Origin of the sequence: Sorangium sp. So ce590 (assembly GCF_051521365.1) — a bacterium.
Lineage (GTDB): Bacteria > Myxococcota_A > Polyangia > Polyangiales > Polyangiaceae > Sorangium.
The window spans coordinates 7,230,717-7,253,439 of the sequence record NZ_CP150346.1 but is presented as its reverse complement, the minus strand read 5'-3'; the positions used below and the strand labels follow the sequence as shown (position 1 = coordinate 7,253,439).

The following is a 22,723-nucleotide window of genomic DNA, read 5'->3' as shown; positions in this document are numbered from 1 at the left end:
GTGGCCAGGATCGATCGCCTGTTCGACGAGCTCCTGTCCAGGAAGGGCAGCGACCTGCACCTCGGCATCGGCTATCCGCCGCTCGTCCGCGCCCGCGGCGAGCTCCTCGCCCTGCGCGACACGCCCCTCGACGCGGCCGAGATGGAGGCGCTCCTCTTCGAGATCACGACCTCCGAGGAGCGGCGGCGGATCGTCGACGAGCTCGACCTCGACTTCGCCTATTCGTACGCGGACAAGGCCCGTTTTCGCGCCAACTACTTCTACAAGACCACCGGGCTCGCGGCCGTCTTCCGCACCATCCCGAGCAAGATCCTCTCCCTGGACGACCTCGGCTGCCCCGAGACCATCCGCCGGCTGTCGGAGCGGCCGAGCGGGCTCGTCCTGATCACGGGGCCGACCGGCTCCGGCAAGTCGACGACGCTGGCGGCGATGATCGACCACATCAACCGCTCGCGCGCCTGCCATATCCTCACGATCGAGGATCCGGTCGAGTTCGTGCACAGCCCCATCCGTGCCCAGATCACGCACCGCGAGGTCGGCCCCGACGCGGGCAGCTTCGCGAGCGCGATCCGCAGCGCCGGGCGGGAGGACGCCGACGTGATCCTGATCGGCGAGCTCAGGACGAACGAGACGATGAAGCTCGCCTTGCAGCTCGCGAGCTTCGGCGTCCTCGTCTTCGGCACCGTCCACACGAACAGCGCCGCCGCGACGATCGACCGCATCATCAACGCGTTCCCCGCCGACGAGCAGCTCCAGGTCCGCGGCATGCTGTCCGAGAGCCTCGCCGCGATCATCGCCCAGCAGCTCCTCCGCACGAAGGACGGCGCGGCCCGCGTCGCCGCGCACGAGATCCTCGTCGGATCCAGCGCGCTGTCCGCGATGATCCGCGAGGGGAAGACGTTCCAGATAGCGAACCTGATGCAGGCCGGCCGCTCCGCCGGCATGCAGACGATGGACATGGCGCTCGAGCGGCTCGTCAAGAAGGACACCATCTCGGTCCAGGCGGCGCTCGAGAAGGCGATCGACAAGGACACCTTCCAGAGGCTCTTTCCCGACGCGCAGGGGTCGTGACGGCGCGCTGAGCCGGGAGGACGCCAGAAGGCTTGATGAAGGAGCGGAATTGAGCCGCCAGGACGCCAAGAGGGCGGACTGCAAGTATAGCTGTGCGGCGACGCGGGCTCGCGCGTGCGGGAGGGGAGGACGGCATCGCGCTGGCCGCCCCGTCCGCCCGGGCGGCGGAACTTCCGTCTGGCCCGCCGTTGGTGACGGGCGTATCCTTGCTGGACGGACCCGATGCATCAGCCCGCACAGGACATCGCCTCGCTCGACCTCGACGCCTATCTCGCCCGCATCGGCTACCGCGGGGCGCTCGCCGCCACGCGGGAGGCGCTCGATGCGCTGCACACAGCGCACGCCCACTCCATCCCTTTCGAGAACCTCGATATCCTGCTCGGCCGCCCGATCCGCATCGACCTGGCCAGCGTGCAGGCCAAGCTCGTCGGGGCGCGCCGCGGCGGCTACTGCTTCGAGCAGAACACCCTGTTCGTCGCGGCGCTGCGCCGGATCGGATTCAAGGCCACGACGCTCATCGCGCGGGTGCGGTTCCAGCGGAGCGACATCGGCCCGCGGACTCATATGCTGTCCCTGGTCGAGCTGCCCGAAGGGCCGTTCGTCGCGGACGTCGGCTTCGGCGGTGCGGGCCTGACGCAGCCCATCCGGCTCGTCGAGGGGGAGAGCCAGGTGCAGGCGCACGACGTGGTCGGCCTGCGCCGGGAGGGCCCGTTGTGGGTGCTCGAGTCGAGGGCGCGCGAGCCGTGGCAGGACCTCTACGCGTTCACGCTCGAGGAGCACTTCCCGATCGACTACGAGCTGGCGAACCATTACACGTCGAGCCACCCGAGCTCGCTGTTCGTGAGCAATGTGGTCGCGGCGCTCCCCTCGCCGGAGGCTCGTCTGACGCTGCGCAACCGCCAGCTGGGGGTGCTCCGGGGCGGCCACTTCGAGCGCTTCGAGCTCGGCGACGCCGAGCTCCTCGACGTCTTGAAGAGCCGCTTCGGGCTGGAGCTCCCGCCCGGAGCGCGGCTCTCCTGCGCGGGCCTCGACGGCTGAAGCGGCCGCGCATCGAAGGGTATCCGGCGCTCCCCGTCGATCGACTCCCCAAGCCCCAAGAAGCGTAGTTTGCGGTCTCCCGCCGTCCCCCCAGCCGCGCCCCCGTCTACACCCCCCCCAAACTCTGATAAACCCGTTAGCGGAGCGCTCCCGCACAGGAGACGGGCCCAGATCGGCGTTTTCGGCGCGGAGGCGTACTCCTGTACGCCGAGCACCGAAAACGTCGAGATGGGCCCGTATCCGAAGCGGGAGCGCTCCTCATGACGATGTCCAGCGGGGTCCGGAGGGGGTATCTTCCAGGACGACGCCGGCCTCGGCGAGCAGGGTGCGGATGGCGTCGGCCTTGGCGAAGTCCTTCGCCTTCCGCGCGGCCTGGCGCATCGCGAGCAGCCGGTCGATGGCGGCGTCGCCCCCGCGCCCCGCTTCGCCCTCGGAAGGGACGAGCGCGTAGTCGGCCACGAGCACCGGATAGAGCGCCGGCTCGGCGATCTCCACCCCGAAGACCCAGAGGTGACGCGCGATCGCGCGGTAGACCGCGAGCAGCGAGGCGCGGTCGTCGCACTGCTCGATCCCCGCCGAATAGAGCGCGCTCACGTAGTCGAAGAAGGCCGCCACAGCGTTCGGCGTGTTCAGGTCGTCGTCCATCGCCTCGATGAAGCGCCCGATGAACCGCTCGGTGTGCTCCTTGAACCGGCCGTGGACATACTGGTGGCGCATCCTCGGGAACCGCTCCTCCTCGGGCCGCTGCGACGCATAGGCGCCGGGGGCGAGGGGCTCCTCCGCCGCGCCGCGCAGCTTCTCGGCGAGGACCGCCGCGAGCTTCTTGATGCGCGCGTAGCCCTGAGCGCTCTGCTGGAGCAGATCCCAGCCGAACGGGAGCTTGCACCGGTAATGGTGCGTCACGAAGAACCACCGCGCCTCGTCGTGCTCGTGCCTCGACAGGAGCTCCTCGATGGAGACGACATTCCCGAGGCTCTTCGACATCTTCACCTCCTTGAGATCGAGGTGCTCGGGGTGCAGCCAGTAGCGCACCCAGGGCCTCCCGCAGAGCGGCTCGCTCTGCGCGATCTCGTTCTCGTGGTGCGGGAACATGTTGTCGATGCCGCCCCCGTGGACGTCGAAGTGGTCGCCGAGCAGCGCCGTGCTCATCGCCGAGCACTCGATGTGCCAGCCGGGGCGCCCGGTCGGCCACGCGTCCGCCCCGGTCTGCCAGCTCGGCTGGCCGGCGGCGGTCGGCTTCCAGAGGCTGAAGTCCGCCGGGTGCCGCTTTCGCGCGAAGTCCTCCTCGACACGGCCGCTCGCCCCGACCTCCTGCTCGTCGACCTTGCGCCCCGAGAGCTCACCGTAGGACGCGCACGTCGAGACTTCGTAGAAGACCTCGCCGTTCACCGTGTACGCGTGGCCCTTGTCGATCAGGCGCTTCACCATGTCGACCTGCTCGTCGACGAAGTCGGTGGCGCGCGTGTAGACGGCGTAGTCCTTGATGTGGAGCTTGCGGCAGTCGCGCCGGAACGCCGCGATGTTCCGCTCGGCGACGTCGACGGCGCCCTCGCGCTCGCTCGCGCGCTGCATGATGCGGTCGTCGATGTCCGTGTAGTTGATGATGCTCAACACGTGATAGCCGCGGTACTCGAGGTAGCGGCGGAAGACGTCCCAGAAACAGTAGGTACGCGCATGACCGATGTGCATCGGCGCGTAGACCGTGAGACCGCATGTGTAAATGCGCACGATCTTCGGCTGGGCGGAGACGAATGGCTCCTTCTTCCTCGTGAGCGTGTTATGGACCTTGAGCGGCATCAACCACCTGCGTGAATGTGCGAGCTGCCCCCCCGGACCGCGTACGCTACCCCGGCCCTGTCGCCCGGTCAACGCGGAACATCGCCGTCGTTCCCCTTGTTTTTCCTCAGGAATGAGGGCGCCCGGCCAGGAATGAGTGCGCCCGGCGGGCCCGCTCCGCGACTGGCGACTGACTCGCAAAACTCTGGATGACCACCCCGCGCTGCGGTGAGCCCGCACCGCGCCCCGGGATGGACACGGCTGCTCGCGCCGCCCCGGCCGCCGTGGACGCTTGCGGCCGTCCTTCCTTCGGTCTACGCAGCCGTGCATGCACATCACTTCAAGGACCTTGCCGTTCGTCCTCGCCGGCGCGCTCGCCGCCTGCGCGTCCAATCCGCCGCCCGTCGAGAGCGCCCCGCCGCCCGCGCCGCCGGCCCCCACGCAGCCCACGCCGGCCGTTCCGGCCGCGCAGCCCGAGGCGGCGACCCCGCCCCAGGTGGACCCGGCAGAGGAGAAGAAGAAGGCAGAGCTCGCCAAGCTCGCCGAGGACATGAAGGCCATGGAGGCCAAAGCCGACCAGGAGGCCGCGCGCTTCGACGACGCGCTCAAGGCCCAGGTCAAGGCGCTCGTCGCGGCCAATCACCCGAGCGCGGGCGCGGCGCTGCGCGCGGCGCTCAAGGGGAAGCACCGCGTCCCGGGCAACGCCGAGCGGGACGCGGCCCGGCACCCCGTCGAGACCCTGGAGTTCTTCGGCCTCAAGCCGGCGAGCACCGTCGTCGAGCTCGGGGCAGGCGAGGGCTGGTACACCGAGCTGCTCGCGCCGGTGCTCGCGAAGAAGGGCAAGCTCATCGTCACGTCGCTGGATCCGAACGGCCCCGCGGAGTCGCGCAACACCCTCTATGGAAAGCGGGTGAGGCGCCTGCTCGACAAGTCGCCCGACCTGTTCGGCAAGGTCGATGTCGTCGTGATCGACCGCGAGGACCCGAAGCTCGGGATCGAGGGCAAGGCCGACATCATCCTCGCCATTCGCGAGGCGCACGGCTGGCACCGGGTCGGCAAATTCGACACCTACGTCGCCGAGGCGTTCAAGGCGCTCAAGCCGGGCGGCGTCTTCGGCATCGTGCAGCACCGCGCCCAGGCCGACGCGAACCCCGACGAGAGCGCGAAGCAGGGGTACCTCCCGGAAGCGTGGGTGATCCAGAAGGTCGAGTCGGCCGGCTTCAAGCTCGGCGGCAAGTCCGAGGTGAACGCCAATCCGAAGGACACGAAGGACTACCCGGAAGGGGTCTGGGCGCTGGCGCCGAATTTCCGGCTCGGCGACAAGGACCGCGCGCGCTACGCGGCCATCGGCGAGAGCGACCGGATGACCCTCAAGTTCGTCAAGCCCGCCCGCTGACCCCCGCCCGCCCCGGTCCCACCCGCACCTCACCTCCGCGCGCCGCGGCGCCCGCTGCCAGGCGGCGCCGCGTCGGCGCCCGCCGCTACGCGGGCGCGGCGGCGCGTCCCGCCGGCGGCGGAGCGACAACGCGGCGCATCGGGATCGCCGCGCCCGGGGCCGCCGAGGCCCGGTTCGACGCGAAGGCGAGGCCGTCCAGCGTGGCCGGCGACGCGTAGACGCCCGGATCCGCCGCCTCCGGGAGGCACGACGAGAGCTCGAGGACGTTCCCGCCCACCACGGAGCCGTCCTCGGTGACCACCACGTCGCCGGCGTGGAGGCAGAAGCGCACGCCGACCCTCCGGTCGCGCCCGTCGGGCCCGGCGAGCCGCTCGTACAGCGCGAGCGCGGCCGCGATCGCGCTGCGGCGCGCCTCCTCGGCGCCGCGCTCGTCGCGCGGCCAGTCCGCCGACAGCAGCACGCTGGTGCTCGTGACCGCGAGCGGCGAGAACCCCGCGGTCGCGAGGTGGGCGATCGCCTGCGGGAGCACCGCCTCGAAATCGGTCAGGAAAGAGTCGGTGGGGGCCTCGAGCGCCCGGGTGTCGGCGAGGACCTCGACGAGCATCCCGATCGCGAGGCGCCGGATGCGCCCCGCCTCCTTCGCGCCGGCGCGCAGGACCCGCGCCGTGGCGGCCCGCACGTCCTCCAGGAACGCGGTGACGTCCGGATGGCGGCCCGCGGGGTCCTTGCTCATGGCCCGCACCACGATGTCGTCGAACGCCGGATCGACCGGCGCGTGCAGGCTCGGGCGGGGCGGCGCCTGGTGGAGGTGCAGGTGGCGCAGCACGGGGTACGCGCTCGCCGAGAACGGCATGGAGCCCGCGACCATCGTGTAGAGCAGCGCGCCGAGCGCGTAGACGTCGGTCCGCATGTCGACCGGCCGGTTGAGCAGCTGCTCGGGCGACATGAACGCCGGGGTCCCCACGACGTGCCGCGACGAGGTGAGCGAGAGATCCGTCGCGCCGAGCAGCTTCGCGATGCCGAAGTCGAGCAGCACGACCCTGAGCCCCCCGCCCTCCTCGCACAGGATCACGTTCGAGGGCTTCACGTCCCGGTGGATGATCCCGAGCGCGTGGACCGCGGCGAGCGCGCTGCAGAGCGGGTCGAGGATCGCGAGCGCCTCGTCCGCCGGGACCCGGCCGCGCGAGAGCAGGTGCTGCTCGAGGCTCCTGCCCTGCAGCAGCTCCATCGCGTAGTAGGGCCGCCCGTCGTCGAGCCGCCCGACGTCGAGGATCTCGACGACGTTCGGGTGCCGGATCTGCTTGATCGCGTCCACCTCGCGCTGGAAGCGGAGCACCACGTCGATGCGCGAGATCAGCTCGGCGTGCATGATCTTGACCGCCGCCGGCGCCCCGCTCGTCCGGTGCGCCGCGCGGTAGACGACGCCGAACCCGCCTTCGGCGATGACCCCGTCGAGGAGGTACTCGCCCGCCCGCGGCGCCACGGCGATAGGGATGCCCGGACCCTCGCCCGCCAGATCGTGCGTGTCGAGGTTCCATGTCGGCACCGTGCCGGCCGGCGCCTCGCCCGTGGCGGGCGCGTCCGCCGCCGGCGCGGCGGGCGGCGACTCATTGTCTTGGCGGGAGGTCTTCATACATGACAGCGGTTGACTTCGCGCGTTACTGTAGCCGTAAGCCGGCGTCCAACGTGACCGTCGGCTGCCCCGAGATCGAGCCGAATCATGCATCGATGCGCCGTATGTCACGGGCGGCTCGCCGATGGCGCGCCCTGCGCCAGAGACGGCTTCACGCCGCCGCCCGGCGAGCGCGAGGCCGTGGAGGCCGCGGCGCCCGTGCTCGAGGGCTTCGCGGTGCTCGGCCCGCTCGGTCGCGGCGGCTTCTCGGACGTCTGGGCCGCGGAGCGGGACCACGACGGCGCGCCGGCCGCCATCAAGGTGGCGCGGCAGTCGGCGTCGAGCTTCCGCGAGCGGTTCCGGTGCGAGGCCTGGCTCCTCGAGCGCGTTGGGGGGCCGCACGTCGCGCAGCTGTACGCCCACGGCGAGCTCGCCGACGGCCGGTCTTACCTCGCGATGGAGCGGCTCTTCGGCCGGACCCTGGCCGAGGAGCTCGCGGCGCTGCGCGCCCCGCTCGACCCGGACCGCGCCGCCGGGCGCGCGGACGCGATCCTCGCGGTGCTCGAGGCGGCGCACGCGGCCGGGGTCGTCCACCGCGATCTCAAGCCGGAGAACGTCTTCCTGCTCGGCTCGAGCGGCCGCGCCGTGCTGCTCGATCTCGGCCTGGCGAAGCTCGCCCTTGCCGACGGCCAGCCCGCCTCGTCGGTCCACGCGACGCGCGCCGGCGCCATCGTGGGGACGCCGGAGTACATGGCCCCGGAGCAGCTCCGGGGCGACGCAGCGAGGATCGACGCGCGCGCGGACATCTATGCGTTCGGCGTCATCCTGTTCGAGCTGCTCACCCTGCGCCCGCCGTTCGTCGGGGACGAGAACGCCGTCGAGCACGGCCACCTGGCGCTGCGCCCGCCGCGCCCGAGCGACCTCGCGGACGTCCCCGAGGGGCTCGAGGAGCTCACGCTCGCCTGCCTCGCCAAGGACCCGAGCCGCCGCCCGGACAGCGCCGCCGCGCTTCGCCGCACCTTGCACGCCCTGCGCGCGCGCCGGTCCGGCGACACCCTCCCGCCGCCGTCGGCGCCGCGCTCCTCGCCGCGGTCGTCGATGCCGGGCGATGACGTCGCGACGGCCGCCGCCGAGGGGCGGCAGCCGGTCGCGCTGCTCTTCGTCGAGGCCGGCGCGGGGCCGGTGATCGCGGCGGTCGGCAGCCGCCGGGGGTTCATCGCGCGGCAGCGGGGGCGGCGCTGCCTCGCCGTGTTCTCCGCGAGGGACGTCGACGACCCGGCCCGCGCCGCCCTCGCCGCGGCGCGCGAGCTCACGGAGGGCGACGGCGCGCGCGTGGCGCTGCACCTCGCCAGCGTGCGCCTGCGCCGGGTCGCCGGCGGCCTGCACGCCGCCTATGGCGCCCCGGTCGAGCGCCCCGAGACGTGGCTCCCCGCCGAGCCCTGGCGCGGCCTCGTCATGACCGAGGAGTTCCAGCGCGCGCTGCCCGAAGACGAGCTCGCCCCCACGCCGCCGGACGCCCCGGAGAGCCTGAGCGAGCCGCCGCTGCTCGGCCGAGACGACGTGCTCTCGGCGCTCGCCGGCAGCGCGACAGACGCCTTCGACGGGACGTGTCCCGGCCTGTTCACGCTGATCGGCGACGCCGGCCTGGGCAAGACGCGCCTCACGGCCGAGGCCGCCTGCATCGCCGGCGTGCCGGTCCCGGACGTGCGCGTGGTTGTGGTGCGCGCGCTCCACCCCATCCATGGCGGCGCCGCGCAGGCGGTGCGCGCGCTCCTGCGCGTCGCGCTCGATGCGCCGGACGAGATCCCCGACGATCCGCGGGGGTTCTGCGTGGAGCGGCTCGGCGAGACGAACGGGGGCGCCACCTGGGAGGCGGTCGCGGCGGCGCTCGGCTGGGCCGGCCCGGGGGGCGGGCTGCTGTCCGGGGCGGCCCGCCACGGCCTGATGCTGGCGCTCGCCGACGCGCTCCGCCAGCGGGCGCGCCGCGGCCCGCTCGCCGTGATCCTCGACGACGCCGACCAGGCGGACGACGTGCTCCTCGACGCCCTCGAGTACGCCACGCTCGACGGCGAGGGCACCCCGCTCTGGGTGGTCGTGACCGCGCGCCCTCGCTTCGAGCAGGCCCGCCCCAGCTGGGGCCAGCGCAACCAGCGCCACACCCGCGTGACGCTCGCGCCGCTCGCGGAGGAGGCGGCGATGGATCTCGCCTCGCGCCTGCTCCTGCCGGCCGAGTACCCGCCCGCGGAGACGCTCCGCCGGCTGGCCGACTGGGCGGGCGGCAACCCGGACTGCCTGCGCCGGATCGTCCGCTCGCTCAAGTACGCGGGGATCGTGCGCCGGCGCGCCGGCGGCGGCTTTTACGTCGCGACCGCGGAGGTCGCGGCGCTGCCGCCCGCGCCGGCGTGGCAGTGGCTCGCGGCGCGGCAGCTCGACGAGCTGCCGGCGGAGCTCGCGGCGTGCGCCCGGGTCTGCTCGGCGCTCGGCATGTCGTTCGATCGCGCCGAGCTCGAGGCGGTGCTGGACGGCCTCGAGCGCGCGGGCGGCGCCGGCTCGATGGTCGACGCGGGCTTCGGCCTGGGGGCGCTCGTCGAGCGGCGGATCCTGCAGCGCGACGGCCAGGGCGGCGGCGGCGCGGGCGGCGACCGGCACGCGTTCCATAACGCGGTCTTCCAGGAGGCTGTCTACGAGATGTTCGACCCGGCGCACCGCGCCGAGATCCACCGGAGCGCCCTCGAGTACTGGCGGGCGCAGGTGGCGGCCGGCTCGACCGACGGGCTCCGCGCGCTCGCGCGCCACGCGGCCGTCTGCGGCGAGCGCGCCGAGGCCGCCGACGCCTACCTCGCGCTCGGCGATCTCGCGTCCGCGCGCCACGACGCCGTCGAGGCGGACCAGCGCTACGACGCCGCGCTCCACGTCGCCGAGCGGGGCGACGCGCGCCGGCGCGCGCGCGGCCTCGCCGGGCGCGGCAGGAGCCGGTACCGCATGTGCCGCGTCCAGGAGGCGCGCGGCGATTTCGGCGAGGCGCTCGCGCTGGCCGAGGCGCTCGGCGACGCGCACCTCACGGCGACCCTCCTGCTCGAGGACGCGATCGCGCTCGACTGGGCCTTCGACTTCGACGAGTCGGCGCGCCGGGTGGAGGAGGCGCGGCCGCTCGTCGACGCGGAGCGCTCGCCCGAGCTCGCGTTGCTCCTCCGGGTCGCCGAGGGCCGGACCTTGTGGCGGCGGGGGCGGCTCGACGCGTCGATCGCGGAGCTCACCGGCTGCGCCGGGCGCGCCGCGGCGTCGGGGCACTACGACGCGCGCGTCCTCGCCCTGCTCATGCTGTCGTTCCTGCTCGCGTCGGCGGGCCGCCGCGAGGAGGCCGAGCGGGCGTTCGGGGATCTCATCACCCTGCTCTCGGCGGCCGGCGATCGATTTCACCTCTGCGCGGCGTACATCAACCGCATCGCGCTGTGGGCCTGGAGGTGGTCTCTGCCGGGCGCGGTCGACGATCTCCGCCGGGCCGTCGATCTCGCGCGCGAGATCGGCAATCCGTGGCTCGAGAAGATGGCCTCGTACAACGTCGCGGTGCTGCTTCACTGGAGCGACAGGCAGCGCGAGGCGCTCGCGCTCGCGCGGCGCGCCCGGTGGCTGGAGGAGCAGGCCTCGGAGCGCCCGATGCCTCACACGGCGATCCTGCTCGGGCAGATCCACCTCGTCCTCGACGAGTACGAGCAGGCGAGCCAGCTCGTCCTGTGGATCGAGCGCTCCTGCGTCCTCGGGCCGGGCGACGTCCCGGACTACACGTTGCTCAAGCTCGTGCTCTCCGAGGTCGGGCTCCGGCCGGCCAACTCATCCTCTGTCTCGTGGAGCGAGGCGATCCAGCTCGCGAAGGACCAGCCCTTTGTCGAGAACACGCTGCTGCTCCTCTACTGGCGTGCTCGAATGGCGCTTCGTCGGGGACACACCGCGGAGGCCGAGGAAGCGCTCGCGAGCGCGCGGGAGCGCCGCGGCGAGAGCCCCATGTGGCTGTCTCGCTTCGGCGAGCTGGAGCGCAGGCTGGAGGAGGGGTCCCGGGCTCCGGACGTTCGTCCAACCCTGCCGGCCTGACTCGACAACGGTTGTTCCCGCGCCGCGTTCGGGCGAGACCCGATACGCGATAGGCGGGACCCGAAACCTGTGAGACCCGAGACCCGAAACCTGAGACCCGAGATCTGAGACCCGAGACCCGATATCCGGGCAAACAGTGTGTAACGCTTTTCAGCATTGCGCGTCTTCCTGGAAAATGAAATACTGCGCGTTTGGGAAAAGCGAGATTGTCGGCGTGTATCTACCGCTGTAATCATCTCGAAGGAGCGCGGAATGTCCTCGGTTCGCTTCGTCGCAGTGTGTCTTCTTGGTGCCTGTGTGCTCACGGCTGGATGTGTCGGGCCATCGGACGTCGAGCCGGTCGAGACGGCGGAGATGCCGCTCCTCCCTCGCACGGTGGTGCCCATCGGCGCGAACGGCCTGGATCCCGCCCACTTCTGGGCGACGCCGAACCGTGCGGCGTTCCGGGCGCTCGGCGGCGCTGCGCTCGTCGGCGCCGGCGCCGTCCTGGTCGCGACGCCGCTGCTCGGCACCGACGGCGGGAAGAGCGTGCTCGACTACACGGTGCGCTGCGCGCTGTCCTCGGATCAGGTCGTCTATGGGCCGGACGGCGATGTGTTCTCCGGTGCCTTTGGCTTCGCGCCGGGGTGGACCGGTCGTGCTCTCAACACCTCGGAGCAGCGCTGGGTCTCGGCGTGCATCTTCCAGCACCTGAACGGTTCCGGCGAGCACGTCGATATCTTGCTGAAGGGCGGCCACCCGGTCCTCGAGTGTCCCCTGGACGAGGAGCCCTTCGTGGATTTCATCGTGCGGGACGCCACGATGTACGGCAACGCCTTTGTTCCTGGGCCCATTGCCGGGTTTGCCTGCATCGATCCCGATCTGGCGGGGGAGCTCTCGAGGGTCTCGCTGAGCTGCCCGCTCGATCTCAGCCTCCTCGCGCTGGAGAGGCTCTGCGGCCATGTGCCGACGTGCGGGATCGCCTTCCTCGGGCTCTGCGACCTGGCGTGCACGGAGAACGCTGCCGGCGACCAGACGTGCCACACGCTCCCGCTGCTCGGGCCGCTGCTCGGGCCGCTGCTCGGGCCGAGCTTCTCGGAGACGATCCGGACCGAACTACGCGACGTCGATCTCCTCCCGCTCTACCCAGGTTGCGGCCTGCTCTGACCGGCGCTGACGGACGCCGGCGCGCGGGGGGCCTGACGCGGGGGGCCATGCCGCCGTGCGTGCGGAGCCGCGGCGTCTGCTCCTCTGCTCCGCATGCCACCGAGGGGCGACAATGGCGTGTTGATGTGGAGGGTGTGGTCGGGCGCGACGAGCCCCGCTGGGCACCGCGAGGGAAACATCGCGTCCGGGCTAGTACTACAGCCGCACGTCTGCGAGCACCCAACGAGCTGGGCTGCACCCGCGCGAGCAAGCAAGACGTCACGATCGTCCGCCTGCTCATCGAAATCCGCGGGGATTCCGTGACGTGCGGCTGTAGTACTAGAACGCCGATCACATTGAAATTCCGCTAAAATCGACTCATGGGAAGAGGACCGCAAGGGGCGCAAGGGGCGCAAGGGGGGAGAAGAATATAATTCTATCTCTGTTCCCTTGCGCCTCTCGCGCCCTTGCGGTCTCTCGTCCGACTGGGTGCCGTGCCCTTCCAGCGTGCTCCTCGGCGGCTCCGACGGGTGCCACAATCTGTTGAATTTAGCTGAATTTCAACCTATTCGGCGCTCTAGTACTACAGCCGCACGTCTGCGAGCACCCAACGAGCTGGGCTGCACCCGCGCGAGCAAGCAAGACGTCACGATCGTCCGCCTGCTCATCGAAATCCGCGGGGATTCCATGACGTGCGGCTGTAGTACTAGGACACCGAACAGGTTGAAACCCCGAGAAAATGAACCACAGAGGCACAGAGGGCACAGAGTTTTTTTTGTTGTCCCTCTGTGCCTCTGTGCCTCTGTGGTTCAAATCTCTTCATTCCCGGGCATTCCAAGCTGATCGGTGCTCTAGGAACGACAGCGGACAGGTCGCGTCCGGGCTAGGAACGACAGCGGACGGGTCGCGTCCGGGCTAGGAACGATTGCGGACAGATCACGTCCGGGCTGGGAACGACAGCGGACGGATCGCGTCGGGGCTGGGAACGACGGCGGACGGGTCACGTCCGGGCTGGGAAGGGCGGCGGACGGGTCACGTCCGGGCTGGGAAGGGCGGCGGACGGGTCACGTCCGGGCTGGGAAGGGCAGCGGACGGGTCACGTCCGGGCTGGGAAGGGCAGCGGACGGGTCGCGTCCGGGCTGGGAACGGGAGCAGTCAGCGAGCTCCAAGCTGGGCCGGGCGGCGGCCGTGAGGCGTCCTGATCGGGCCGGAGAGCGGATGCCGGGCGGCGGTGCACGCCGTGAGGATGTCCCTTCAGATCGAGGCTGCGCTCAGGGCGGGGCGCTCGCCGGCTCCTCCTCGTCGTCCGCTGGCTCCTCCGTGACGACTTCCTCTTCGCCCTCGCCGTCGTCCATCGCGGCCGAGCGCGCGGAGGGCGGGTAGCGCTCGAGCAGCGCGAGAAAGGGAGCATGGAGCGCTTCGAGCTGCTGCCGCTGCTTGCCGGGCGCGGAGTGAGCGAGGAGCCACGTGATCTCGTCATGGATGGCATTGAACGCCGTCACACACCCGCTGGTGGCCGCGCGCAGGCGCTTCGCCCGCGTCCCCGGCCGCTTCTCCCCGCCGCCTCGGCCGATGCCTTTGGCGAGCGCTTCGGTGGCCTTCTCGATGCGCTTCAGGTGCGCACCGGCGCCGATCTTCTTGATGTCGGCCTCCATCGATTTTCTCGCGGCCGCCGCCTGGAAGCGCCCGAAGTCGACCTCGGCGTCGTACCCGAGGCGGGTCTGCTCGGTGCCGTTGCCCTTGAGCATGACCGAGCGGATCCGGGTCGCTGCCTCGCGGACCGCCGGGTCCTCGCCCTCTTCCGCCGAGGCGACGAAGTGGTGCAGCGCGCGCTGCGCCGCGTCCCACTCGGCGTCGAGCGCGGCGAGCTCGCTGGCCGAGCCGATGCCGAGCGCCTCGTCGACCACGGCGATGCACCAGGTGGCGCGGAGCTTCCACGCGACGGGCCGCGGCGCCTCCACGAGCTGCGGCGGCATGCGATCGAGCGTGTCGTACTTCTTGATGGAGACGTCTTTCCACGCGCCCTCGTCCAGATCGCGCGAGAAGGCGCTGAATCCCCGGTCGGGGACGAAGCTATACCCGTATCTGGCCATGTGTCCTCTTTTCCCTTCCCCCTCCCCCGAAGGGACAGTTTACAGGGGAGGCCGGCGGCTCGTTCAAGCTCTTTGGCGAGGCGGACGCGAGCCTCGTGGGGGTCGAGGAGCCGGAGAACCATGTCCATCCCTCGGCGCTCAGGGCCTTCGCCGAGTACCTCCGAGACGCGAGCGAGCGCGCGCAGATCCTGGTCACCACCCACTCTCCGCTGTTGCTCGACTGCTTGCCCAAGCCCGAGGAGGTCGCCGTCGTCCGGCGTACGCCGGACGGCACCACCATCGAGCGCGAGCAGCACCCGGAGGCGGTGGACGCAGCGCTGGATGCGTCCGGCTTCGGACTGGGGGAGTTTTACGAGACCAAGGGGTTCGGGGCCTGAGCCATGGCCAAGCGGGTCGTCGTCATCGCTTCAGGAGAGACCGAGCGGCTCGCCTTGCCTCACCTTCTGCGACACCTCGGCGAGCACGGCACGCTCGTCGACGAGCCGATCCGAACGCCCTCGCGCAACCGGGCCATCACCGGCGAGAATGCATGCAGGCTCCTCCTCAGCGCGTGGTACGAGAAGCCGCCGACGGACCGACCTGACAAGTTCGTCATCCTGCTCGACGCCGACGCGAAGGACCCGCAGGATGTCGTGGCTCGGTTCGAGGAGGACTTGAAGGCGAGCGCGGTAGGGCATCGCGTTCCGGTCCCCATCCTTACCGTTGCGGCGAAGTGGCACCTCGAAGCCTGGTTCTTCGCCTGTGCGGCATCGCTCCGTGACTACCTAGGGCGGGACCTCGGGAACGTCGACACCAGCCAGCCTGACGAGATCGTGAACCCGAAGAGACACCTGATCCACCTGCTCAAGGAGGGGCCGGGAGAGATCTACACGGCCCGTGTCTCCGAGGAGATCGCGCAGCGGCTCTCGGTGCAAGAGCTGCGGCGCAGCCCGAGCTTTGCTCGCTTCGAGTCAGCGGTCCGCAACGGCCCGAAGCCGGCATGAAGAGGGGTGCTTCCCCGCGGTGCGGCGAGAGCTCCGGCGAGCTGCGCGGGGCCCTCGCCGCGCCGGGTCGCTGGTGGCGCGGCTCGCCGCGCGCGCTCGCTACGTCCCGAGGCGCGCCTTCAGCTGCTGGATGGCCTCGGCGATCGCCTTGTCCTCGCGGAAGCAGCACGGGTCGGTGCGCCTGCACCGCGCGCCGTGCAGCACCTGGAGCTCGAAGAGCGTGCGCTCGTCGCCCTCGGCCGCGGCGCGGCCGAACAGCGCTCGCTTGCCGTTGCACGTGGCCTTGCGGAACGCGAACGTGACGCGGAGCGCGGGGGTCGCGCGCGCCATCACCGCGGGACGCGTCAGGATCTCGCTGGCGCGCCGGGCCGACTTCGTACCCCCGCGCGCGCGCGTGATGTCGAGCAGCACGTCCAGGCCGCCGCTGCCGAGCCGGTTCGTGAGCAGGTCGAAGACCTCGTCCGCCGCCGGATTGCCCTCCTCGAACGCGATGCCCGCCACCGTGGACAGGACCTCTTCGCGCAGGCCCCGGCTCAGGATCAGCTCCGGGTCGGCCTCCGCCAGGGCCAGCATCGACTGCGCCCCGAGCACCCAGTTCCTGATCGCCACCGCCCGGCTGAGCTGAGCGCGCAGCCCCGCGGCGCCTCGGTCGTCGTCCTCCTCGGGCGGCGCGCTCGCCGTCGTTGCCGGAGGCGGCGCTGCCGGCGCGGGCGGGGGCTCCACCACGGAGGCGGGGGCCGGCGCCGCCGTGGTCGCGCTGGGCTGCCGGAGGACGAGCCAGATCGCGCCGCCGATCGCGAGCACCGTCACGGCCGTCAGCGCCGCCGCGAGGGGCACCCAGCCCGCCGAGGGCGCGGAGCGGCGGTGCGCGTGCGCGAGCAGGGTCTTCCGGGGCCCTGACCAGGCAGGCGGCGCCAGGGCCCTGGGAGCCCCCTGGGCCGCCCTGGGGGCCTCCTGGGCTGCGTGCGCCCCCTGGGCTGCGTGCGCCCTTTGCGCGGCCTGCGTCCCTTGGGCTGCGTGCGTCCCTTGCGCTGCCTGCGTCCCCTGGAGGGCCTGCGCCCCCGCCGCCGCCTGCGCCCCCTGGGCTGCGTGCGCCCCCGCCGCCGCCCCCGCGTGCGCCCCGCTCCCGACCGCCGCCGGCGCCGTCGCCCGCGCGAGCGCCGCGAGCCCATCGTCGAGCGCCGCGATCGCGTCGGCCGCCGTCTGGTAGCGGAACGACGCGTCGTGTTCCATGAGCCGCGCCACGACCTGCTCGACCTCGTAGGGCACCACAAGATCCGGAGCGCGCAGGCGGAGGGGCGGCGGGCCATCCGGGCCCTGCTGCTTGAGCCGCTCCACGATGTTCTTCGTGTCGAAGGGGTGCCGTCCGGTGAGCATCTCGTAGAGCACGAGCCCGAGCGCATACAGGTCCGCGCGCGCATCGACCGCATCCATCCCGCGCAGCGCCTCCGGCGCCAGGTACGCGAGCGTGCCGAACACCTCGCCGGCGCTCGTGAGCGCGGGCCTCGGGCTCGTCGTCTCGCGGCGCTGGCTGGACAGGAGATCGACATCCACCTTCGCGAGCCCGAAATCGATGAGCCTGACCTGGTCGTGCGCGTCGAGCAGGATGTTCAGCGGCTTCACGTCGCGGTGGACGATGCCCTTCTCGTGCGTCGCCGAGAGCGCAGACGCGAGCTGGCGCGCGATGCGGAGCGCCCGCGCGGGCTGGAGCCGCCCCGCCGCGATCACGTCCTTGAGCGGCGTGCCCTCGACGTACTCGAGGATGAGGAAGAACGACGCGTCGTCCAGCTGGCCGAAGTCGATGGCCGCGACGACGTTCGGGTGCCGGATGTGGGCGCCCGCCACGGCCTCGCGCTCGAACCGCGCCACGAGCTCCGGCATCCGCCGGGCGAGCGGCCTGAGCAGCTTGATCGCGACGTGCTTGCGGAGGTGCACCTGCTCGCCGCGGTAGACGGCGCCCATCCCGCCCTCCCCGATGAGCGCTTCCACGCGGTAGCGCCCCGAGATCAGGCTCCCGATCAGCGCGTCGCCGCCCGCGCCGCCGGCGGCGTCCGCCGCCTCGACGCCCTCGGCGAGGACCGCCGCCTCGACGCCCTCGGCGAGGACCGCCGCCTCGACGTCCTCGGCGAGGGCCGAGCTCGAGAGCTCCTCCACGGGCCCTGTGGCCGGCGCTCCGACCCTCGGCACCGTGAGGTCCTCGATGTAGGCCGAGCCGAGCGGCTCTTCGGATCGCGGCGTCTCCGGCATGCGGCGCAGGATATCAGGTCGGCCGGCGCTGCGGGGAACGGGCGCGGCGCTCCGGCCGGGGGGTGGACGGGAGCGCGCGCCCTCCGGCGGCGCACCTCACAGGAGGAACGACACGCCGAGCGAGAACGCGGGATACCCGAGCCGCATCGTGAGCGTGAGGTTCTCCGTGAAGTGAAAGCGACCTCCGACGAACACCACCGGAGAGACCCCGGGATACGGATCGCGCCCCAGATCGCCGAGATAGAACGACAGCCCCGGCTCGCCGAACACCGACCATCGCCGGTGGAGCCAGAAGTTCCACTGCATCACGACCGAGCCGAACACGTAGTTCGACGCGTCCCCGTACGTGTCGACCTCGGTGCAGACGCGCGTGCCCGCGGGCCCGTTCTCGAAGCGCCTGCAGTCGCCGCGGTAGTTCCCGTTGCCCCCGTAATGGATGCCGTCGATGCCGAAGCCGATCCCGACCGAGTCGTTGATGCGCTTGATGAAGCCGTCGGGCGCGAGCTCGATGGTGGCGCGGAAGCCGGCGCCGACGCCCGTCCCGACGCCGGGGCCGAGCGGCTCGAACGGCGCGATGAGCAGGTGCGGCTCGAGCTCGACCTTGTAGTCGGGGCGGTCGCCCGGGCGCTTGATCGTCATCTGCGCTTCCCCGACCTCGGCCCATCCGACGGTCAGCGCCACGAACGAGAGCGCGGCGGCCAGCAGGCGCGGCGCGCGGAGCTGCGATGTCATCGCTGTCTGCATGGTCTCGGTCTCCTCAGCATCCGCCGCACGCGAGCGAGCGGTCCGTGCACAGGACCGGAGCCTCGCCGTCGGGGCAGGTGACGCGGCACTCGCCGCTCACGTTCTCGCAGAACACACGGCACGAGCCCCGGCACTCGATCTCGCAGGTCCCCACGTTCCGGCAGGTCACGACGCTGCTCGACCCGACGCTGACGCCGCACCGGCTCGTGTCGTGGCACTCGTACCGGCAGCCGCGGTCGCAGATGGCCCCGCACGACGCGGTGTTGTGGCAGTCGAGATCGCAGTCGTCGCCGCAGGAGGACGAGCACTCGTTGACGTCGAAGCACTCGAACGAGCACCCGTGCTCGCAGACCGCGCCGCAGCGATCCATCTGGAAGCAGCGCTGGTCGCAAAAATCACCGTCGCAGCCGAGGTAACACTCGTCTCCGTTGGAGCACTCGCACGCGTCTCCCTCCACGCAGGCGCCGCTGTTCCAGCAGCTCGCCAGGCAGAGGCCCGCGAAGAGCATGAGCAAACATAGTGCATAGAAGCGCATGGCCGGGCCAGCATACCGAGCCGCCCGAAAATTGTCACCAAATCCGCGGATGTGCGCCTGCTGCCCAGCTCACCACCGCGTCCAGCGAGAGATTCGCCGCACCCGCGTGAAGCGTGTGTCGTCGCCGGCGAGCCCGAGCCGCTCCGCGATGTGCGCCCCGAGGTGAGGACCCCAGCCGCCGTCGTCGAGCGGCTCGTCCGCGTCCGCGCCGAGGTTGTATTCCCAGCACTGCGCGTAGTGCTGGGTGACGTTCAGGAACTCGAGCGCACAGTTCCCCGGGTCAGGGTCGCCGTCGTGGTCGTGAGACGACCACCCCGAGAGGAAATGCGCGACGTAGATGTCGGCGTTCCCCGAGACGTGCGCGGGGCGGAGGAGCTTCATGGTCGCCGAGTCGATGCCTTCGGCGGTCGCGCGCATGGCCTCCTTGACGGTTCCCTCGATGTCCTCGATCTCGTCGCGGTACTCTCGACCGATGAAATAGAGCGAGCCGCGGTAGAAGTTCTGCGAGATGTCCGGCGCTCCCCGGGTCCCGAGCCGCTCGGCGTAAGGGATGTTCCAGAACGGAAGCGTCGCTCCCGCCTCGGAGCCGACGCTGTTGTAGACGAGCGCCCAGCCGCCGCCGTCCGTCGCCAGATCGCAGTAGGCGGGGAACTCCGGCTCTGGGCCGGGCCCGTCCAGATCGAGGAGAACAACGCCGCTCGGCAGGCCGGGGGGAACGTCGGCGCAGCTCGGGTAGACGCACCCCTGGTTGACCACGCCGTCGCAGTCCTCGTCCTCGGCGGTGTTGCAGCGCTCGGGCGCCGGCAACACCTCTCCGGCGCACGGGCCGAATCCGTCTCCCTCCTCGCCGCAGGTCCTCACGCCGCCGCGGCAGGCGCCGCGGTTCAGCGTGTCGGGCGGCCCGCCGTAACAGCCATTTTGGCTCCCGGGCTCGCACGGCCGCCCGCCGCCCCCGCTCGCCGTCGAGCCGCCCCCGCCGCCGCTCGCCGAGGCGCTGCCGCCGCCGCTCGCCGAGGCGCCGCCCCCGTCGCCTCCGGCGCCCTCCGCCTCGAACCTCCGCACCTTCGTCGAGCAGGCCGGTGCGGCGGCGAACAACACGATGGCTGCGCAGCAGGCCCCTGCGACCGGACCTCTGCCGAGCACCATGCGACCTCCGGGAACACGCGCGCACACCACGCGGCCTTATACACCAGCCGCCGCGCCGCGCGCATCGGCCGCGCGCGGATCGCGGCGGGGCAGGGGGGCGGAGCCGGCGCGGCACGGCCGCGGCGCCGGCGCGCGACCGTTACAGGGCGAGGGCCGGGGCCTGGCCGCTTTGCAGCGCGAAGGAGATGGCGCTCTGGAGGGTGCTTTTCGTGATGACGCCGGCCAGGTCGAGCCCGAGCCCGACGAGCGTCTGCGCCACCGCCGGCCGGATGCCGGTCAGGATGGTCCTTGCGCCGAGCAGCTGCAGCGCCCTCGCGGTGTCGACGAGCGCGGAGGCGACCCGCGTGTCGATCTCCTTGAGCCCTGTCACATCGAGGATGACGATCTGCGTCTGGGTCGACTGGACTCCGTCGAGCGCGACCGACATCACCTGGCCGACCCGCTCCGAGTCCATCTGACCGATGAGCGGCATGACCACGATGCGATCGGTGATCGGGATGAGCGGCGTCGACATCGCCTGCATCGAGTCGCGGAGCCGCGCGAGCGTCCGTTCGAACTCTCCGAGCAGCTCCCGGTAGGGCGTGACGTCGTGGGCGGTGGCATAGACGAGGCGGCTCGCCGGATCCTCGGCCCCGTCCAGGTGCGCGGTCCACGCGAGCCACTTGTAGGAGCCGTCCTTGCACGCGTAGCGGTTGTCGAAGCGGATGGTCGTGCGGCCCTCGAAGAGGGCGGCGGCCTCGGCGACCGTGGACTCGCGATCGTCGACATGGACGAAGTCGATGAACGGCTTTGCGGTCATCTCCTCGGGGGACCAGCCGAGGGTGCGCTCCCAGGCCGGGTTTGCGTGGCGGAAGTACCCGTTCGAGTCCAGGGTCACGAGCAGGCCCACCGAGACCCGGAACAGCCGCTCGTACACTCTTGCGAGCTCCGCCACCTGCGCGAGCTGCTCTGTCCGCTCGCGGTCGCTCGTCAGGTCGAGCGCCATGGCATGGATGAGGCGCTCGGCGGGGGGAGCATCCATGTCGACACGGGCGGCCCAGCCGAGCCACCGGTACGACCCGTCCTTGCACACATAGCGATTGTCGAACCGGGATGTCGTGCGACCCTCGAACAGGGCGGCGGTCTCCGCGAGCGTGGCCTCCCGGTCGCCTGGGTGGACGAACTCGATGAACGGCCTGGCCCTGAGCTCGTCGAGCGACCAGCCGAGGGCCCGCTCCCAAGCAGGGCTCAGATCGTGGAAGTGGCCGCGCGCGTCCGCGGTAGCCAGGAGCCCAGCCGACACCTGGAACATCTTTTCGTGGCTCAAGCCCGTGTCCTCCCCTGCGTGGGCGGCGCGCGCTCCTCGTCGCGCTCGCCCGCTTCCTGCGATGTCCCTGCCCAGATGCTCGTGAACGTTGCCCACGCCGTCTGGTCGGAGCGCGCAGGCGCCCGCGTCCAGGCAGAGTCGATCCCACCAGTACGTCGAAGCTTGCTTGTCCACGAGATCGATTTCCATGTCAAGGGCGTCGTCGCAGGCGCCCAGAGAGCCACGAGGGGCGGCCGGGGTCGGGGGTGCGTGTGCGCCGCTGGCTCGCGCCCACTGTCGGTGTCGCCGCGGTTGCCAGGCCCTGGTGAGGCGGGTACGGTCCGCGCCCAAAGGAGTGGACCATGACCGTCTCTGCGATTTTCAACCCGGCGCGCTGGCGCGAGGTCGACGGGTTCTCGTTCGAGGATCTCACCTATCACCGCGCCGTGGATCAGGGCACCGTGCGCATTGCGTTCAACCGGCCCGAGGTGCGCAATGCCTTTCGTCCCCGCACGGTCGATGAGCTGTACACCGCGCTCGAGCACGCGCGCACGACCGCCGACGTGGGCTGTGTGCTGATCACCGGCAACGGGCCCTCTCCGAAGGACGGCGGCTGGGCGTTCTGCTCCGGCGGCGATCAGCGCATCCGCGGGAAAGACGGTTACAAGTACGAGGGCGAGAGCGCGGGGCAGGCGGATCCGGCGCGGCTCGGTCGACTCCACATCCTGGAGGTGCAGCGGCTCATCCGGTTCACGCCGAAGGTCGTCATCGCCGTCGTGCCCGGCTGGGCGGCCGGCGGCGGCCACAGCCTCCACGTGGTCTGCGACATGACGCTGGCGAGCCGCGAGCACGCGATGTTCAAGCAGACGGACCCGGACGTGGCGAGCTTCGACAGCGGTTATGGCTCGGCGCTGCTCGCGCGGCAGGTCGGGCAGAAGAAGGCGCGGGAGATCTTCTTCCTGGGGCTCGATTACACGGCGGAGCAGGCGGCGGCGATGGGGATGGTCAACGCCGTCGTCCCTCACGCCGAGCTCGAGGACGAGGCGCTGCGCTGGGGGGCGCTCATCAACTCGAAGAGCCCGACCGCGATGCGGATGTTGAAATATGGTTTCAACCTGCCTGACGAGGGGCTCGTCGGACAGCAGCTCTTCGCCGGCGAGGCGACGCGGCTCGCTTACGGTACGGACGAGGCTCAGGAAGGCAGGGATGCTTTTCTAGACAAGCGCCGTCCGGATTTCAAGCGCTTTCCCTGGCACTACTGACAGCGCCGCTCCGTGGGGTCGCGGCCGACCCCCCAGGACGGGTCGGCGAACGCGCATAAAGCTTCGAAAACAGACAGTAAATGGGGGTGGATCCGCGGGCGCGGGGCGCGGATCCTGCGACCCGAGCGTTTGAATTTTTCTGTAAATTTGTGTCTTTGGTGTGCGAGCGCGACCTGTCCACGGTTGCGGCGCGTCCAGCGACGCCGCAACGCGCGATCTCGATGACGCCGCGATGCGTGATCTCGAGTTGACGAAGTCGGGTGATCGTACCGCGCCCGGAGTGCATGTCTGCGCTTGACAATCACACCGGCTCCATTGAAG

At 71.3% G+C, this 22,723-nt stretch carries 16 protein-coding genes; 8 read left to right on the top strand and 8 right to left on the bottom strand.

What is annotated here, in order from left to right:
- Positions 1 to 1,071, top strand: a complete 1,071-nt coding sequence (locus tag WMF28_RS27055) for a type IV pilus twitching motility protein PilT (protein ID WP_437596209.1) — start codon at positions 1 to 3, stop codon at positions 1,069 to 1,071.
- A 222-nt stretch (positions 1,072 to 1,293) separates the two neighbouring features.
- On the top strand, positions 1,294 to 2,109 hold the full coding sequence (locus tag WMF28_RS27050; RefSeq protein ID WP_437596208.1) for an arylamine N-acetyltransferase family protein: 816 nt from the start codon (positions 1,294 to 1,296) through the stop codon (positions 2,107 to 2,109).
- 258 nt (positions 2,110 to 2,367) lie between these two features.
- Here WMF28_RS27050 and cysS read toward each other — a convergent pair whose 3' ends face one another.
- Positions 2,368 to 3,906, bottom strand: coding sequence for a cysteine--tRNA ligase (cysS, locus tag WMF28_RS27045; protein ID WP_437596207.1), 1,539 nt, complete (start codon positions 3,904 to 3,906; stop codon positions 2,368 to 2,370).
- 307 nt (positions 3,907 to 4,213) lie between these two features.
- Between cysS and WMF28_RS27040 the strand changes: the two genes are divergently transcribed.
- Positions 4,214 to 5,281, top strand: a complete 1,068-nt coding sequence (locus WMF28_RS27040) for a class I SAM-dependent methyltransferase (protein WP_437596206.1) — start codon at positions 4,214 to 4,216, stop codon at positions 5,279 to 5,281.
- A gap of 85 nt (positions 5,282 to 5,366) precedes the next feature.
- Here the strand turns inward: WMF28_RS27040 and WMF28_RS27035 are convergent, their stop codons facing one another.
- Positions 5,367 to 6,914 (bottom strand): serine/threonine-protein kinase, encoded by a 1,548-nt coding sequence (locus WMF28_RS27035; RefSeq protein WP_437596205.1) that lies wholly within the window; start codon positions 6,912 to 6,914, stop codon positions 5,367 to 5,369.
- A gap of 87 nt (positions 6,915 to 7,001) precedes the next feature.
- Here WMF28_RS27035 and WMF28_RS27030 point away from each other — a divergent pair, with 87 nt between their 5' ends.
- Positions 7,002 to 10,982 (top strand): protein kinase domain-containing protein, encoded by a 3,981-nt coding sequence (locus WMF28_RS27030; RefSeq protein ID WP_437596204.1) that lies wholly within the window; start codon positions 7,002 to 7,004, stop codon positions 10,980 to 10,982.
- Positions 10,983 to 11,336: 354 nt separating this feature from the next.
- Positions 11,337 to 12,128: a hypothetical protein gene (locus WMF28_RS27025; protein WP_437596203.1), complete on the top strand. Its 792-nt coding sequence runs from the start codon at positions 11,337 to 11,339 to the stop codon at positions 12,126 to 12,128.
- Between the two features lie 1,250 nt (positions 12,129 to 13,378).
- Here the strand turns inward: WMF28_RS27025 and WMF28_RS27020 are convergent.
- A complete protein-coding gene (locus WMF28_RS27020; protein ID WP_437596202.1) occupies positions 13,379 to 14,200 on the bottom strand; it encodes a hypothetical protein in 822 nt (273 codons plus the stop codon).
- Between WMF28_RS27020 and WMF28_RS27015 the strand changes: the two genes are divergently transcribed.
- Together WMF28_RS27015 and WMF28_RS27010 are read left to right on the top strand one after the other, a co-directional pair.
- On the top strand, positions 14,161 to 14,577 hold the full coding sequence (locus WMF28_RS27015) for an AAA family ATPase (protein ID WP_437604319.1): 417 nt from the start codon (positions 14,161 to 14,163) through the stop codon (positions 14,575 to 14,577). The genes WMF28_RS27020 and WMF28_RS27015 overlap by 40 nt on opposite strands.
- A 3-nt stretch (positions 14,578 to 14,580) precedes the next feature.
- Positions 14,581 to 15,183 (top strand): DUF4276 family protein, encoded by a 603-nt coding sequence (locus WMF28_RS27010; RefSeq protein ID WP_437596201.1) that lies wholly within the window; start codon positions 14,581 to 14,583, stop codon positions 15,181 to 15,183.
- A gap of 99 nt (positions 15,184 to 15,282) precedes the next feature.
- On the opposite strand, the gene WMF28_RS27005 is transcribed toward WMF28_RS27010, so the two are convergent.
- The 5 genes from WMF28_RS27005 to WMF28_RS26985 all read right to left on the bottom strand — a co-directional run bounded on the left by WMF28_RS27005 (position 15,283) and on the right by WMF28_RS26985 (position 21,161).
- Positions 15,283 to 17,430, bottom strand: coding sequence for a protein kinase domain-containing protein (locus WMF28_RS27005; protein ID WP_437596200.1), 2,148 nt, complete (start codon positions 17,428 to 17,430; stop codon positions 15,283 to 15,285).
- Between the two features lie 96 nt (positions 17,431 to 17,526).
- Positions 17,527 to 18,174: a hypothetical protein gene (locus WMF28_RS27000; protein ID WP_437596199.1), complete on the bottom strand. Its 648-nt coding sequence runs from the start codon at positions 18,172 to 18,174 to the stop codon at positions 17,527 to 17,529.
- A 13-nt stretch (positions 18,175 to 18,187) separates the two neighbouring features.
- A complete protein-coding gene (locus WMF28_RS26995) occupies positions 18,188 to 18,682 on the bottom strand; it encodes a hypothetical protein (RefSeq protein WP_437596198.1) in 495 nt (164 codons plus the stop codon).
- A 96-nt stretch (positions 18,683 to 18,778) separates the two neighbouring features.
- Positions 18,779 to 19,855 (bottom strand): fibrinogen-like YCDxxxxGGGW domain-containing protein, encoded by a 1,077-nt coding sequence (locus WMF28_RS26990; RefSeq protein ID WP_437596197.1) that lies wholly within the window; start codon positions 19,853 to 19,855, stop codon positions 18,779 to 18,781.
- A gap of 139 nt (positions 19,856 to 19,994) precedes the next feature.
- Positions 19,995 to 21,161 carry a PAS domain-containing protein gene (locus WMF28_RS26985; protein WP_437596196.1) on the bottom strand — a complete coding sequence of 389 codons (1,167 nt, stop codon included), beginning with the start codon at positions 21,159 to 21,161 and terminating at the stop codon, positions 19,995 to 19,997.
- 341 nt (positions 21,162 to 21,502) lie between these two features.
- Between WMF28_RS26985 and WMF28_RS26980 the strand changes: the two genes are divergently transcribed.
- The gene (locus WMF28_RS26980) at positions 21,503 to 22,402 is read left to right on the top strand and encodes a 1,4-dihydroxy-2-naphthoyl-CoA synthase (protein WP_437596195.1); all 900 of its coding nucleotides are present in this window, start codon (positions 21,503 to 21,505) and stop codon (positions 22,400 to 22,402) included.
- Positions 22,403 to 22,723: the final 321 nt, after the last annotated feature.